General features: G+C 70.8%; 14 protein-coding genes. 6 read left to right on the plus strand and 8 right to left on the minus strand.

The window, feature by feature from the left end; genetic code table 11:
* Nucleotides 1–92: 92 nt before the first annotated feature.
* The gene (locus D7X55_RS23375; protein WP_158616271.1) at nucleotides 93–779 is read left to right on the plus strand and encodes a hemerythrin domain-containing protein; all 687 of its coding nucleotides are present in this window, start codon (nucleotides 93–95) and stop codon (nucleotides 777–779) included.
* On the opposite strand, the gene D7X55_RS23380 is transcribed toward D7X55_RS23375, so the two are convergent.
* A complete protein-coding gene (locus tag D7X55_RS23380; RefSeq protein WP_121724234.1) occupies nucleotides 760–1,254 on the minus strand; it encodes a hemerythrin domain-containing protein in 495 nt (164 codons plus the stop codon). The genes D7X55_RS23375 and D7X55_RS23380 overlap by 20 nt on opposite strands.
* 11 nt (nucleotides 1,255–1,265) lie before the next feature.
* Nucleotides 1,266–1,910, minus strand: a complete 645-nt coding sequence (locus D7X55_RS23385; RefSeq protein WP_121724235.1) for a hypothetical protein — start codon at nucleotides 1,908–1,910, stop codon at nucleotides 1,266–1,268.
* Between the two features lie 56 nt (nucleotides 1,911–1,966).
* Here D7X55_RS23385 and D7X55_RS23390 point away from each other — a divergent pair, with 56 nt between their 5' ends.
* From D7X55_RS23390 to D7X55_RS23400, 3 genes are read left to right on the plus strand one after another with little or no spacing between them, the layout of a single operon-like run.
* Nucleotides 1,967–2,809 carry an LEA type 2 family protein gene (locus D7X55_RS23390; protein ID WP_199747098.1) on the plus strand — a complete coding sequence of 281 codons (843 nt, stop codon included), beginning with the start codon at nucleotides 1,967–1,969 and terminating at the stop codon, nucleotides 2,807–2,809.
* 14 nt (nucleotides 2,810–2,823) lie between these two features.
* Nucleotides 2,824–3,510: a leucyl/phenylalanyl-tRNA--protein transferase gene (gene aat / locus D7X55_RS23395; RefSeq protein WP_121724236.1), complete on the plus strand. Its 687-nt coding sequence runs from the start codon at nucleotides 2,824–2,826 to the stop codon at nucleotides 3,508–3,510.
* Between the two features lie 10 nt (nucleotides 3,511–3,520).
* The gene (locus D7X55_RS23400) at nucleotides 3,521–4,444 is read left to right on the plus strand and encodes a hypothetical protein (RefSeq protein ID WP_121724237.1); all 924 of its coding nucleotides are present in this window, start codon (nucleotides 3,521–3,523) and stop codon (nucleotides 4,442–4,444) included.
* Nucleotides 4,445–4,625: 181 nt separating this feature from the next.
* Here D7X55_RS23400 and D7X55_RS23405 read toward each other — a convergent pair whose 3' ends face one another.
* Both D7X55_RS23405 and D7X55_RS23410 read right to left on the minus strand, forming a co-directional pair.
* Nucleotides 4,626–5,627, minus strand: coding sequence for a hypothetical protein (locus D7X55_RS23405; RefSeq protein WP_121724238.1), 1,002 nt, complete (start codon nucleotides 5,625–5,627; stop codon nucleotides 4,626–4,628).
* 53 nt (nucleotides 5,628–5,680) lie between these two features.
* A complete protein-coding gene (locus D7X55_RS23410) occupies nucleotides 5,681–6,481 on the minus strand; it encodes a hypothetical protein (protein ID WP_121724239.1) in 801 nt (266 codons plus the stop codon).
* Between the two features lie 55 nt (nucleotides 6,482–6,536).
* On the opposite strand from D7X55_RS23410, the gene D7X55_RS23415 reads away from it, so the two are divergent.
* Nucleotides 6,537–7,937 (plus strand): hemolysin family protein, encoded by a 1,401-nt coding sequence (locus D7X55_RS23415; RefSeq protein WP_120551047.1) that lies wholly within the window; start codon nucleotides 6,537–6,539, stop codon nucleotides 7,935–7,937.
* Between the two features lie 33 nt (nucleotides 7,938–7,970).
* Here the strand turns inward: D7X55_RS23415 and D7X55_RS23420 are convergent, their stop codons facing one another.
* From D7X55_RS23420 to glgA, 3 genes are read right to left on the minus strand one after another with little or no spacing between them, the layout of a single operon-like run.
* The gene (locus D7X55_RS23420; RefSeq protein WP_120551046.1) at nucleotides 7,971–8,459 is read right to left on the minus strand and encodes an LEA type 2 family protein; all 489 of its coding nucleotides are present in this window, start codon (nucleotides 8,457–8,459) and stop codon (nucleotides 7,971–7,973) included.
* Nucleotides 8,459–9,376 (minus strand): serine/threonine-protein kinase, encoded by a 918-nt coding sequence (locus tag D7X55_RS23425; RefSeq protein WP_120551045.1) that lies wholly within the window; start codon nucleotides 9,374–9,376, stop codon nucleotides 8,459–8,461. Before D7X55_RS23425 ends, D7X55_RS23420 begins: the two co-directional genes overlap by 1 nt.
* 35 nt (nucleotides 9,377–9,411) lie before the next feature.
* On the minus strand, nucleotides 9,412–10,845 hold the full coding sequence (gene glgA / locus D7X55_RS23430) for a glycogen synthase GlgA (protein ID WP_121724240.1): 1,434 nt from the start codon (nucleotides 10,843–10,845) through the stop codon (nucleotides 9,412–9,414).
* 71 nt (nucleotides 10,846–10,916) lie between these two features.
* Between glgA and pdxH the strand changes: the two genes are divergently transcribed.
* Nucleotides 10,917–11,516 (plus strand): pyridoxamine 5'-phosphate oxidase, encoded by a 600-nt coding sequence (pdxH, locus tag D7X55_RS23435; RefSeq protein WP_120551044.1) that lies wholly within the window; start codon nucleotides 10,917–10,919, stop codon nucleotides 11,514–11,516.
* A 3-nt stretch (nucleotides 11,517–11,519) separates the two neighbouring features.
* On the opposite strand, the gene D7X55_RS23440 is transcribed toward pdxH, so the two are convergent.
* The coding region (locus D7X55_RS23440; RefSeq protein ID WP_121724241.1) for a CapA family protein at nucleotides 11,520–13,768 on the minus strand (2,249 nt) is incomplete at its 5' end.

Genomic DNA, 13,768 nt, shown 5'->3' on the forward strand with positions numbered 1-13,768 from the left:
CGCCCGCCCTACCCGCCTCGCTCCGCGCAAACCTGTCCGACTGCCGGACAGGTCCGGCCGGCGAGTCCGCGATTCATACAGAGGCCATGTCCATGAACGACGCATCCAGCCGTCGCCGCTTCCTGTCCACGGTCGTCCTGCTGGGCGTGGGAGATGCCGTCGCCGCGGCGCCCAGGAACAAGCCCGCGGAGGTGAACGCCACCGAGGACCTGATGCGCGAGCACGGCATCATCCGCCGCACGCTCCTCGTGTACGAGGAGATCGCCCGTCGCCTCGGCATGCCTGAAGAGAAGGCCCCCGTGGAGGTGCTCGCCCAGGCCACCCGGCTCATGCGCCGCTTTGGCGAGGGCTACCACGAGAAGACGGAGGAGACAGAGGTGTTCCCCCGGATGGTGAAGGCAGGCCAGCAGAAGGAGCTCGTGCAGGTGCTGCTCCAGCAACACGCCGCCGGGCGCAAGCTCACCGAGTCCATCCTCGCCGCGACCTCAGGCCGCGACGCACTCACCCAACCCCAGCCCAGGGCCGCGACCGCGCGGCAGCTCACGCAGTTCACCCGCATGTACCGGCCGCACGCCGCGCGCGAGGACACGGTGCTGTTCCCCGCGTTCCGCGAGCTCTTCAATGAGAAGCAATTCGGCGAGCTCGGCGAGCGCTTCGAGGAGCAGGAACACAAGGTGCTGGGGAAGGACGGTTTCGAGAACGCGCTCAAGGAGGTGGATCAATTGGAGCGCGCGCTCGACATCCACGACCTCTCCCGGTTCACGCCCCCGGAGAAGTAGGGGCCGTGCGCTCCAGGAACGCGGCCAGCAGGGCCCTCCGCTCCTCTTCACTCAGCACTCCATCCAAGGCGGGGAACAGGTACGTCTCCTCGCGCAGGGAGTGGTGGTGCTCCAGGTGCTTGAACGTGCTCTCCATGTCGAACACGCGCAGCACCGCGCGGCGGTAGTCCGGTGCGCTCGCGTCCAGCGCGTCCACCGCGTCCTGACACTTCGCCAGCAGCTCCCGCATGCGCTGGTGCTCGCCGGTGAAGAGCTCCGGCGCGGCGCCTCGTATCCTCCCGGCGCGCGGCAGCTCCGGGAGCAGCAGCGCCTCCTCCGCCTCCAGGTGCCGCGTCAATTCCTCGCGATACCGGGTCAGCCGTTCGCGCGCGACGGGCAGCTCCATGCCCATCAGCGCTTCCTGGTGCTGGAGGAACAGCTCCTCCAGGTCGCGGTGGAGCGCTCCCAGGCTGACGAAGTCGGTGGGGCCGGACATCGAAAGCCCCTTCAGTGCACCTTGTCGTCGCGCACGTGGGCCTCACGGGCCACTCGCGGACGCGGCGTCACCATGCGGGCCACTCCGGAGTAGAGCTGGTCCTCCGTGTAGACCTTGCGCACGCGGCGGTGCGACGCGCGCGGGTGGTAGGCCGGGCCCGGACGCTCCAGCCACTGGAGCACCCGCACCTCGCCCGTGTAGGCCAGGTCCGTGAGCAGCGCCTCCGGGCACAGCTTCAGGTAGCGGCGCACCAGCGGCCGCAGGCGGCGCCCGAACTCCGCGCCCAGCTTCGCGTGGCGGCGGCCCGCGTGCAGCGTGCCGTCGAAGCGCAGCGAGATGTGGAAGAGCTCATGCATCAGCGTCTCCAGCCGCGACTTCGCGGTGGAGCCCCGGAAGAAGAGCGGGCGCAGCGTGATGCAGTACAGGATGCGGCGGCCCCGGATGCGCACCACCGGCTTGCGGCGCCCCGCCTTGTCGATGCTCTTGCCCCCCTTGAAGCACAGGGGCTTCACCGTGCCTCGAGACGCCCGGCGGGCCTCTCCGGCGACGACGAGGATGCGGCCCACCTTCACGTGGCTGAACTCGGGCATGCGCGCGGCGATGTCCCGGATGAGGGAGCGCAGGGTCCGGTTGAAGTTGGGACGTCGGGGAGCCACGGTTGGTGGACAGTCTAGCGGAAATCCCCTTGGGCCGAGCCCCTGGCCTCTCCAGAATGTCCTTTGTGAATCGCTCGACCTGCCTGATGGCCCTGGTGTCCGCGCTGTTCGCCCTCAACTCCGGGTGTGCCTCCGCCCCGGTCCGCTCCGGCGGGCCCCCCGCCCTGACGGCCCAGGAGACCACCGTCGTCTCCCAGGGGCTCACCGACGCCGCCGTGCGCTACACCGGACAAATCACCGGCACCGCCACCGGCGTCGTGGAGCGCGCCGACTACGAGCTCGTCGCCGACGGGCAGGTGGTGAAGAAGGGCTCCGCGCAGCTGGGCGTGCCCATCGCCCCCGGCACGCCCGCGGACTTCTCCATCGAGGAGAAGTCCGCCTACGTGAAGAGCCCGGAGGACCTGGCCCGCCTGAGCGCCCAGGGCGGCACGGTGCTCATCGCGCTGCGAGGCACCCTGGTGGTGCGCTCCGGCGAGAGCGAGGACGTCCTCCCCTTCGCCGCCAGCCGCGCCGTGCGCGTACCCCGGCTGCCGGAGGTCATCGTGGAGAGCCTGGACGCCGCCCGCTATTCGCCGGAGGAGGTGCAGATCAACCTGCGGCTGGGTGTGCGAAACCCCAACCCGTTCCCGCTGCGGCTGGACTCGCTGAGCTACCAGGTCTCCATCGCGGACAAGCCGCTGGAGGAGGGCACCACGGCGCAGGCGGACTCGGTGGATGCGTCCGCCACGGGCGTGTACCCGGTGGAGGTCGCGGTGACGGCCCAGTCCTTTGGCCCGGGCGTCAAGGCGCTCATCGGCAAGGGCGTGCTGCCCTACAGCGTGAAGGGCGAGCTGAAGGGCCCCCTGTTGCAGGTCCCCTACTTCCTCAAGGGTGACGTGAAGCTCAACGTGAGCCGCTAGAATGGGGCGCACGCGTGCCCATCTACCTGCTGAGTGACGACGAGCCGGAGCTGTTCCCCCCGCCCTCCAAGGCGGACAAGAGCGGCCTGCTCGCGGTGGGCGGCGACCTGCGCCCGGAGCGGCTGGTGGCCGCGTACTCGCAGGGCATCTTCCCCTGGTACAGCGAGGGGCAGCCCATCCTGTGGCACTCGCCCGACCCGCGCTTCGTGCTGGAGCCGGACAAGATTCACGTCGGGCGTTCGCTGCGCAAGGTGATGAACCGGGGCACGTACACGGTGCGCTACGACACCGTGTTCGCGAAGGTCATCGACGCGTGCTCGCGCGTGCACCGGCCCGGGCAGGACGGCACGTGGATCACGGATGCGATGAAACAGGCATACATCCGGCTGCACGAGCTGGGGCTGGCGCATTCCGTGGAGGCGTGGGACGGCGAGGTGCTGGTGGGTGGGTTGTATGGCGTGTCGCTGGGCGCGGCGTACTTCGGGGAGAGCATGTTCGCGCTGGCGCCGGACGCGTCGAAGGTGGCGTTCGCCACGGCGGTGGAGCGCTTCAAGGGCTGGGGTTTCCAGCTCATCGACTGCCAGGTGGAGACGGAGCACCTGGAGCGCTTCGGCGCGGAGTCCTGGCCGCGCAAGCGGTTCCTGGCGGCGCTGGATGAGGCGTTGAAGGAACCCACGAGGCGGGGGCGGTGGACGGAGTAGACTTCAACGGATGGACGTCCACTACACCTGGATTGGCCCTCCTCCGGCGGACCGCAACCGAGACATCAACGGGGCCAAGGCCCTGGCGACCCGCTGTGCGGGCCAGAGCGTCAAAATCTATTTCTGGTGCCTGGACGCGCAGGTCGCCGCGTACGAGCGGGACTTCGCCGCGCACAAGAACGTCACCGTGCGAGGCATGCAGGCGTTCCTGAAGACGGCGGGGACGAAGTCGTATCGCTGGTACTACTGGTACCAGGAGTCGGACGACTGGGCTGTCGCGGCGATGAAGGACATCCTGGACTGGGGCCTGGCGAATGGGACGCCCACGTCGTACCGGGCCTTCGTGAAGGACGCGTGGTCGTTGTTCCTCATGTACACGTGGGGCGGCTACGTGCTGGACGCGGGCGTGGGGCCGCATGGTGGCGGCACGTTCGCCCTGCCGGAGCCCACGGCCTTCATGGCGCCGTCGTTGACGCGGGATGACGCACTGTCCATTCGCCGCTTCCAGTTCTCCCGGCTCGCGGGGTGGCAGGCGCAGGGCGACGTGACGCTCAACGACAGCCGCGCGGACGAGGTCTGCGAGGCGATGCACTACGGCGCGGCGGACGACGGTGAAGCGGAGATGTGTCCCCAGCTGGAGGTGTGGATGCTGGGGAGCCCGCGCTACGCCAAGGGCGCCTGGGCGGCGCTGAAGCAGTACTGCGTGGTGTGGAAGGAGATGCAGCAGAACAACACGCTGGTGAGCGCGACGGCGCCGCAGGTGTTCCGCTATCTCATCGCGGGCTCGGTCTACAACGGCCTGACGCGCACGGCGAAGGGCGCGGTCCAGGCCCCGCACGGTTCATTCTGGTACTGCACGGACAACAAGGACGGCACGGTGGACGTGCCGACCCTGAAGCTGCGCAAGACGTACCACGGCTCCAGCGCGCACTAACCGGACTGCAGCTGAAGCTCGTATCGAGCCTGGACCCCTGACTTCTCGAGGATGAGGTCCAACAACCTGTGTCTCACCAGCGGTGAGACTTTTCGGTTCGACCGGTACGCCCCGTAGAGCGAAAAGCCCCTGGAGGCTGACAGCAGCGTCCAGGGGCCTTGGCTTCACAGCCTGAGCGCGGCTACTTCTTGCACGGCGACAGCGTGCGCTTCGCGTGGATGAGGTCCTCTTCCGTGGGACTTCCGTAGCGGACGGCCTTCGGCGCGGCCTTCAGCTTCTGGTAGTCGTAGGCGTAGAGCACGCCCATTTCCCGGCTCAGGATGAAGCGCGGACCACTGAAGTCCCAGAGCCCTCCGAAGAGCTGGCCTCCTGGCTTGAGCGGCGTCAGCGCCGTGCTCTCCCGCCCCCGCACGAACAACATGGACAGGTCGTCCGTCGCCCAGTTGCACGGGTTGCTGCCGTTCCTGTGCAGATAGGACACCGTCAGGTCGAACGCGCCTTCGCCCTCGTCGCCCGTCACGCCGAAGTACTCCCACAGCCGCGCGCACCCCGGCGACGCGCAGTCCTGCGGCGGGATGTGCTCCGCGTAGTCCGGGGGAATGCCGTCCGTCTCCTTGCCCGTCAGGTTCCGGTTGGGCCGGCGCAGCACGCACCCCGTGGGCTCGTCCTTCTGCCTCAGCGCGATGGGCGTGCCCGCGAGCCTCCCGGGCGGCAGCACTTCACACTCCGTGGCCAGCTCCGCCATCAGGTACGTCTGGCGGTCCTCGTCCGTCCCCATCCGCACCGCCCAGTACGCGATGGGCGTCCCCTTGCACGCCTTCGACTTCTCCTTGCCGAACACCCAGATGGGCGCCTTCGCCGTGTCCAGCGCGCCCAGCTTCTTCGCCTGGTCCATGGGCACCGGCTTCACCCCGGAGCGGCTGCGCGCCCCCGCCTGGAAGAACTTGTCCTTCGAGGGCGGGATGATGGCCTGGTGCACCAGCCAGCCCAGCCGGTCGATGCCCACCTGCCCCATGGGCGTCATCGGCAGGAACTCCGGCTTCACCGGGCAGCCCCGGTCCATCTCCGGCAGGTCCACCACCACCGCCGAACCGTCATCATCCGCCTGCGCCCACGCGGCCCCCGGCCCCACCGTCAGCGCCAGCACCAGCGCGAGCCCCGCGCGCTTCACTCCGTTCGTCATTCCGTCGGACCTCCACCCACGGTCATACCGCAAGCAGACGCCCTCCGGCGCGCTCAGCGAGGCTTCTTCGCCCCCGCCTTGCGCTTCACCGGCGCCCCGGCATCCGGAACCCCGGCGTCCGGCACGACGTCCGACACCGTCGCATCCAGTGCCTCCTGCGCCGCGGGGTCCACCTGCTTCGGCGGCGCCTCCACCTCCGTGCGGTCCTCCAGCGGCACGCGGCCCACGGAGCGGTTGAACAGCTCCCACAGCGCCTTGCGGTGCCCCTCGGGGTCCGTCTTCCCGGACAGCACCAGCCCCGCGCCGCTGTAGCGCACCGTCAGCCCGGGCGGCATTCCGGCCGTGAAGTCCTCCAGCTGGGCCTGGAGCTGCGGCACCGCGAACGTCACCTCCAGCTCCTTCGCCAGGTACGCGTGCGTCTTGAAGTACGTGCGCAGCGCCAGCCGGCACGCGGTGTCGTTCACCGTCACCGTGAGGCTGCGCTCCGCGCCCTCCGTGGCCTTCAGGTCCGGGCACGCCTTCTTCGCCGCCGCGAGCTGTGCCCCGGAATCCTGCGATTCGATGGGCCCCACCATCACCCGCCATACGGCGAAGCGCCCTTCGGCATACAAGAGCACCCGCGCGATGCCGGCGGCGTGGGGCGTCAGCAGCAGCTCGCCGCTCTGGGACAGCGCCTCCGCCGTCACCACGCCGGGCGCGTCCGACTCCGCCCAGTCCACCGCCGCGAGCTTCTGGAATTTCTCCTGGCCGGGCTCCAACGTCAGGGCCTGGTCCACCGGCCAGGCCAGGGCCGCCGGGGGCGCCACCAGCGCGCCCAGCAGTCCGCCAATGACGTACATCCGACGTCCCCGCATGGTGCCTCCCGCCAGGGTGGTATGCCCCTCTAGCACGGGATAAGAACCTCCCCCTATGCCTACCTGGACCCTCTGGGTCGCCTGCCTGGCCCTCTGCTTCATGAGGGCCCTGGTCGCCGCCGCGGAGTCCGCGCTGTACGGGACGTCCGACCTGCGCGCCCAGGAGCTCGCGGAGGAGAGCAAGAGTGTCGCCGCCCGCCGGGTGCTCCGTCACAAGACGGACCGCGAACCCGCCGCCACCGCCCTGCGCCTGGGCATGGTGCTGTCCGGCTTCCTCGCCGCCGCCATTGGCGCCTTCGTTCCGCCGCGCCTCCTGGACTTCAGCCAGTACGCCGAGGCCGCCTGGGTGCCCATCGCCACGGTGTGCGCGGGCGCCCTCTTCGTGGGCGTGCTCGCCAGCCTCATGGAGGTGACGCTGCGCGGCCTGGCCAACGGCAACCCGGAGCGCTGGGCCCTGCGCCTGTCGGGCCTGGTGTCCCTGCTGGTGGTGGTGCTCTACCCGCCCATGCGCATCATGCTGGGCCTGCTCAACCTGGGCGCCCGCACCATGGGCCGCACCCTGCGCTTCGAGCCGCCACCGCCGCCCCTGGAGGAGCTGGAGAAGCTGCTGGCCGCGCAGGCCGCGCGCAACGAGGTGGACAAGAGCGCCCCGCAGCTCATCCGCTCCATCTTCGAGCTGTCCGACAAGCGCTGCCGCGACGTGATGGTCAACCGCACGGACGTCATCTCCGTGGACATCACCACCCCGCCGGACGAGGTGCTGCGCATCCTGGCGGAGGAGAACCACTCGCGCATCCCGGTCTACAAGGACGACGTGGACCACATCGTCGGCGTGCTGCACGCGCGCGACCTCATCCCGCTGCTCCAGCACCCGGAGCTCATCGTCCTGCAGGACGTCATCCGCCCCGCCCACTTCGTGCCGTGGATGAAGCCCGTGGGCGACCTCTTGCGCGACATGCAGAAGCGGAAGATCCACATGGCCATGGTCGTCGACGAGTACGGCGGCTTCATGGGCGTCGTCACGCTGGAGGACATCCTCCGCGAAATCGTGGGCGACATCGGCGACGAGTTCGAGGTGGAGGAGAAGCTCGTCGAGAAGATGGCCGACGGCACCTCGCTGGTGGACGCCGCCATGGAGGTGGATCAGTTCACCAAGCTCTTCGGCTTCCCGCTGCCGGAGGGCGACTTCGACACGCTGGGCGGCTACCTGTCGTCGCTGGCGGGCCACCTGCCGGACGTGGGCGAGCGCTTCACCTACAACGGCTGGCAGTTCGTCGTGGCCACCAAGGAGGGCGCCCGCATCGACCGCGTGCGGATGTCCCGCCTCAAGAGCAGCGCGCCGGGCACCGGCGACGGCGCCGGCCCCAGGGACGGCGTCCCCGCGTCGAAGGACGACGGCCAGGGCCCGCCGCGGCAGGCCGCGGACTCCGGGTCGGCCCCGGACGTGAAGGGCTGACGAACGTCTCCGAGCCCAGGGAGCCCAGGGAGCTCAGGGCGCCGGGCTGGACTCGCCGCCCGGCATCCAGGCGATCTCCAGCGTGCGCGCGTCGCGGAAGGGCGCGCGCCGCTCGGAGCCTCCGAAGCGCAGCACCACGCCGCCCTCCAGCCGCACCGCGTGCGAGCCGCCTTCCAGCCGGCCGCCGCCGCGCGCCACCGCCAGTGGGAAATAGACCTCCAGGGGGACCTGGGCCCTGCCGTCCAGGGGCACGCCCACCACCTGTTCTCCGGTGGCCACGCGCCGCCCGTCCACGCGCAGGTCGAAGTCCACGCGGGTGAGCGTGGCGGCGTCCGGGGACGGGTTCTGGACCTGGAGCTTCAGCGTGAGCGCCCCGCTGCCATCGCGCGTGAAGGCCATGTCCAGCGCCTCCACCCGCACCGCCTCGTCGTAGGCGCCCGGGCGGAAGGGCACCACGCCCAGGCAGCCGGACAGGCAACAGGCCCAGGCCAGCCCGAGCACCACCGCCCGGCGCGAGCGCATCAGCCGCCCAAGAGAGGCTGCAGCGCCTCCACCGTCAGGGGCCAGCCCGCGCGGCGCGCCAGCACCTCCAGCGCCTTGATGAACTCCGCCGCGGTCTGGAAGCGGCGGACCCGGTCCGCGAACAGCGCCTTGCGCGCCACGCGCGCCGCGTAGTCCGGCAGGTCCGGCGCCAGCGAGGAGAGCAGCGGCACGCGCGCGTCGCGCACCTGGTGCATGAGCTGCGCTTCGTTGTCGCCGGTGAAGAGGCGCCGTCCGCCCCACAGCTCCCAGAGGATGACGCCCACCGCGTACAGGTCCGTGCGCGCGTCCACCGCCTGCCCCAGCACCTGCTCCGGGCTCATGTACGGCAGCGTGCCGCGCAGCGCGCCGGAGTCGCCGCGGATCATCCCCTCCACCTCCGCCACGCCGAAGTCGGTGAGCTTCACGTCGCCCTGGACGCCGAGCAGCACGTTGGCGGGGTTCACGTCGCGGTGGACGATGGTGGCGCCGTTCTCCCCCACCTTGGCGCGGTGGATGTAGTCCAGCGCCTTGAGGATGCACCACGCGATGTAGCAGGCGGACTCCGGCGGCATGGCGGCGCCGGCCTTGATGAGCAGCTCCTGCATGTAGCCCAGCGTCCGGCCACTCACGAGCTCCTGCACCATGAGGTAGTCCGGCCCGGCGCGGAACAGCCGGAACGTCCGCACGATGTGCGCGTTGCGCAGGCGCACCGTCAGCTTCGCCTCGTCGACGAAGGCCTTCACATACGCGGGGTCGTTGCGGAAGGACGGGTGCAGCCGCTTGATGACCACTTCGTCGGGCTCGCCCGGGGAGCGCTGCGTCGTCTCACGGGGACGCGCCTGATACACCTCGGCCATGCCGCCGACCGCCAGCCGGCCGACCACTTCATAGCCACCCAGGTCCGGAGCTTCCGCCACGGGGCAAGTTTAGCGCGGATCCAGGAGCCGCCCCACTATTCCTCCACCAGGGTGTGGAAGAGGGCGTCGTACTTCCGGGCGGACGCGGTCCAGGAGAAGTCCTTGCCCATGCCCCGCACCTGGAAGTCCCCCAGCCGTGTGGGGTCCGCGTACAGGGAGAGCGCCCGGCGGATGGCGGCCAGCAGCGCCGCGCGGTGGAAGGACTCGAAGAGGATGCCGTTGCCGTCCAGCCCCCCCTCCACCGTGTCCACCAGCCCGCCCGTGGCCCGCACGATGGGCACCGTGCCGTATCTCAGCGAGTACATCTGGTTCAGGCCGCACGGCTCGTAGCGGCTGGGCATGAGGAAGAAGTCCGACCCGGCCTCCACCAGGTGTGACAGCGCCGGGTCGAACCCGACGTGCACGCCCACCTGCTTCGGGTAGCGCTCCCGCAGGGCCTTCAGCCCCTCCTCCAGGGTCGGGTCGCCGTTGCCTACCGCCACGAACTTGAGGTCCGCCTGGAGCGCCGCGGGCAGCGTCTCCAGGAGCAGGTCCACGCCCTTCTGCCACGCCAGCCGGCTGACGATGCCGAACACCGGCGCGTTGCCCTCGGTGGACAGGCCGAAGCGCTCCAGGAGGGCGCGCTTGCACATGGCCTTGCCCGTCATGTCGTCCGGGCCGTAGCGCGCCGGCAGGAAGGCGTCCGTCTGGGGGTTCCACTCGTGCGCGTCGATGCCGTTGATGATGCCGGTGAGCGCGTGCGAGCGGCGGCGCAAGAGGCCATCCAGCCCGTAGCCCTGCTCCGGCGTCTGGATTTCACGCGCGTAGGTGGGCGACACGGTGGTGAGCGCCTCGGAGTAGACGAGCCCCGCCTTGAGGAAGTTGACGTGGTCGTAGAACTCCACGCCCTCCGGGGTGAAGAGGTCCCACGGCAGCCCCAGGTCCTCCATGGTCCGCTTGGGGAACTGCCCCTGGTAGGCCAGGTTGTGGATGGTGAAGACGCACTTCGCGCGGGCCAGCGGCGTGCCCTGGAAGCCCCGGCGCAGCGCCACCGGGACGAGTCCCGTCTGCCAGTCGTGCAGGTGGATGATGTCCGGGAAGAAGCGCAGGCGCTGCGCGGCCTGGAGCGCGCCCACGCACAGGTAGGCGAAGCGGCGGGGGTTGTCCGGGAACTCGCCGCCCGCGTCGCCGTAGAGCCCCTTGCGGCCGCCGTAGAAGGCCTCGTTCTCCAGGAAGAGGACCTCCAGGCGTTCAGAGAGGCGCGCGGACAGGATGGGGCCGCCCGTCTCACCGAAGGGGAAGCGCAGCACCAGGGACTGCCCGGTGGGCAGCAAGTGTCCGGTGTTGCGCACGTCCTGGTAGCGGGGCGTGACGATCTTCACGTCGTGCCCCAGCCCGGCGAGCGCCGTGGGCAGGGCCCCGGCCACGTCGCCCAGTCCCCCCGTCTTCGAGAAGGGGGTGACCTCCGAGGCGATGAAGAGGATCTTCATGAGTCCCGCCATTGCGTGCGAGTCCCGACAGGGAGTCAACCGCGAACGTGCGCGGCGGGGCGCGGTTTCCTATGGTGCGCCGCGTGACGACGATCCCACCCGACCCCATCCAGCGCTTCGCGGACCTCTTCGCCCAGGCGAAGGCCGCCATCCCCGTGGACCCCAACGCCATGGTCGTGGCGTCCGTGGACGACCAGGGGCGCCCCAGCTCACGCGTGGTCCTGCTCAAGGACTTCGATGCGCGCGGCTTCGTCTTCTTCACCAACTTCCACAGCAGGAAAGGCCAGCAGCTGCGGGCGCACCCGTACGCGGCGCTGTGCTTCCACTGGCAGCCCCTGGAGCAGCAGGTGCGCATCGAGGGCCGCGTGGAGCAGGTGAGCGACGCGGAAGCCGACGCGTACTTCCAGAGCCGCGCGCGCGGCAGCCAGATTGGCGCGTGGGCCAGCCTCCAGAGTGAGGAGCTGCCCTCGCGCGAGCTGTTGGAGCAGCGCGTGGCGGAGGTGGAGGCGCGCTTCCAGGGCCGGGCGGTGGAGCGTCCGCCGCACTGGAGCGGCTTCCGCGTGGTGCCGGACCGCATCGAGTTCTGGCACGCCCGGCCCAGCCGGCTGCACGAGCGCAACGTGTACCTGCGCGACGGCGCGGGCTGGAAGACGCAGCTGCTGTATCCCTGAGCTTCAGGGCACGCGGTGCTCGCGGAAGGTGACGCGCAGCGTGTACGTGCCCGCCGGGGCCTCCACCCGCACGAAGTCCCGCGCGTGCGGCGTCGCCTGTGTCAGCGTGCCGCCCGTGGCCTGCTTCTCCCAGGCCACCAGCGCCAGGTCGTCCACCGCCGTCACGCCCTGGCCGGACTTCGGGGGCGCGGTGTTGAGCGTGAGGTCCAGGGCCCAGGGCGCGTTCCACAGGTCCGGCTTCGGCGGGTCGGCGGGGAAGCGCAGGTCCTCCGCCACCAGCGTCCAGTCGTAGGTGCCGCCCTCGTGGCGCAGCAGCGTCTGCTCGCCGAAGAGCGTGTAGGACTCCACGGGCAGGTACTGCACCTTCGCAAAGAACGCTCCGCCGCCCTGCCCCTTCAGCCACGCCACCGCCGTGAGGTCGCGGTTGGGCGGCCCCTCCGCGAAGCCCGGCGGACGGAAGCGGTTGACCAGCTTCACCGCCGCGCTCCTGGAATCGCTGGCCGCGCGCCGCTGGCAGAGCGCCGCCGCGCCCCGGTGCGGCCCGTCCTGGCACACGTAGCCGGCGTTGGGCCCCACGCTCCAGCGCGCCAACTCATTGGCGTCGTCGTCCACGTCGTGGTCCTCGAAGTCGCCGTGCAAGAGCACGTCGCGGCCGGCCTTGAGCTTCACGCTGCCCGCGTCCGCGCCCGTGAGCGTCGCCACCGCCACGGACTCGCCCTGATGGCGCAGGGGCCGCAGGTCCACCGTGGCGCGGCCGTTGGCCGCCACCGTCACCGGCACGTCCACGGTGCGCTCGCTCACCTTCGCGTGCGTGTCCTCCGCAAGCAGCTCGCCCCAGGAGGGCTGGGGCACCAGCTCCACCCCGCCCTCGCGGGACAGCTCCGCCAGGTTGCGCAGGAAGCTGTCCGCCAGGTCGCCCGCGACGGGCCGGGGGCGGTAGTCCTCGATGTAGACGGGCACCGCGCGGGCCCGGTCCACGCGCGCGCCCGTGGCCTCCACCTCCGCCATCAGGCCCACCATCGTCTCCATGCGGTCCTGGTCGAAGGCGAAGTTGCCCAGCGACTGCGCCATCAACACGCCTTCGTGGCGCGCGAAGCCCTGCGGGATGTGCGGGTGGTGCGCGATGACCAGCCCCGCGCCCGCGTCCACCAGGTCGCGCATCCGCTGCGCCGTGGGCGTGGAGGGCCGGACGCTGTACTCGACGCCGGTGTGCAGCACCGCCACCGGCACGCGCCCCTGCGCCTTCTCCGAGGCCAGCAGCGCGGAGGCCCGCGTCAGGTTGCGCGCGTCCGCCGCGCCACCTTGATTCGGGCCCGCGACGTACTGCTGCTCATGCGCGCTGCCGGTGATGGAGCACATGGAGACCAGGCTGTAGCCCCCGCCCGGAAGCGACACGCGCGCCGGCACGAAGGCCTGGTCCTCGTTCTGCCCCGCGCCGCTGTAGGCCATGCCCGTCGCGGCCACGTGCGTGAGCGTGTCCGCCAGCCCCGGCGCCAGGTAGTCGTAGACGTGGTTGTTGCCCAGGCTCACGTAGTCCACGCCCAGCCACGGCAGCGCGGGCAGTGAGCCCGGCAGCGTGAAGAAGGCGTAGGCCTTCTCGTCGTGGGGCGATACCGGGTGGTCCGTCACCGGCGTCTCCAGGTTCACGGCGCGGAAGTCCGCCGCCTGGAAGTAGGGCCGCACGTGGGTGAAGACGGCCTTCGTGCCCGGCAGCGGATCCGACACGCGGATGAGCGCCGCCGGGTCATCCTTGGGCATCTGGTTGCGCGGCGTGGTGTCGTCCGGATCCAGGAAGCGCCGGCCCAGGGACACGTCGCCCGCGAAGAGCATCCGCACGCCGTCCTTCGGAGACAGGCGCACCGGCGGCAGCGTCACGCGCGTCTCGGTCAGGCTCCGGCGCAGCTCCACCGCCACCACCGCCGGGCGGAAGGCCTCCGCCTCCACGGTGAGCATCCGGTTGTGTCGCGGCAGCACGGGGAACCTGAAGTGTCCGGCCGCGTCCGTGCGCGCCTGCGCGTCACCGGCCTTCACCACCGCGTCCGCCACCGGCGTGCCCGCCGTGGAGACCAGCGAGCCCTCCAGCGCGATGCCGGTGCAGGCGTAGTCATGGCGCGCGGTGCGCTCGGCGTCAGGCAGCGAGGCGTCCGTCGCGGGCTCCGGCGCGCACTCCGTCAGCACCGGGGACTCCTCGTCCGGCGGGGGCGGCTCCTCCGCCGTCTCGTCGGGAGGGGGCTCCTCGTCCGGTGGAGGCT

The sequence above is a fragment of the Corallococcus sp. AB049A genome (genome assembly GCF_003668885.1).
Lineage (GTDB): Bacteria > Myxococcota > Myxococcia > Myxococcales > Myxococcaceae > Corallococcus > Corallococcus interemptor.

What these genes read in the sequence shown, in the direction of transcription:
- D7X55_RS23420 (WP_120551046.1), bottom strand. Translation starts at nt 8,459, where the DNA reads ATGCGCTCGCGCCGGGCGGTGGTGCTCGGGCTGGCCTGGGCCTGTTGC.
- D7X55_RS23380 (WP_121724234.1), bottom strand. Translation starts at nt 1,254, where the DNA reads ATGTCCGGCCCCACCGACTTCGTCAGCCTGGGAGCGCTCCACCGCGAC.
- D7X55_RS23390 (WP_199747098.1), top strand. Translation starts at nt 1,967, where the DNA reads ATGTCCTTTGTGAATCGCTCGACCTGCCTGATGGCCCTGGTGTCCGCG.
- D7X55_RS23410 (WP_121724239.1), bottom strand. Translation starts at nt 6,481, where the DNA reads ATGCGGGGACGTCGGATGTACGTCATTGGCGGACTGCTGGGCGCGCTG.
- pdxH (WP_120551044.1), top strand. Translation starts at nt 10,917, where the DNA reads ATGGTGCGCCGCGTGACGACGATCCCACCCGACCCCATCCAGCGCTTC.
- glgA (WP_121724240.1), bottom strand. Translation starts at nt 10,845, where the DNA reads ATGAAGATCCTCTTCATCGCCTCGGAGGTCACCCCCTTCTCGAAGACG.
- D7X55_RS23375 (WP_158616271.1), top strand. Translation starts at nt 93, where the DNA reads ATGAACGACGCATCCAGCCGTCGCCGCTTCCTGTCCACGGTCGTCCTG.
- D7X55_RS23405 (WP_121724238.1), bottom strand. Translation starts at nt 5,627, where the DNA reads ATGACGAACGGAGTGAAGCGCGCGGGGCTCGCGCTGGTGCTGGCGCTG.
- D7X55_RS23400 (WP_121724237.1), top strand. Translation starts at nt 3,521, where the DNA reads ATGGACGTCCACTACACCTGGATTGGCCCTCCTCCGGCGGACCGCAAC.
- D7X55_RS23415 (WP_120551047.1), top strand. Translation starts at nt 6,537, where the DNA reads ATGCCTACCTGGACCCTCTGGGTCGCCTGCCTGGCCCTCTGCTTCATG.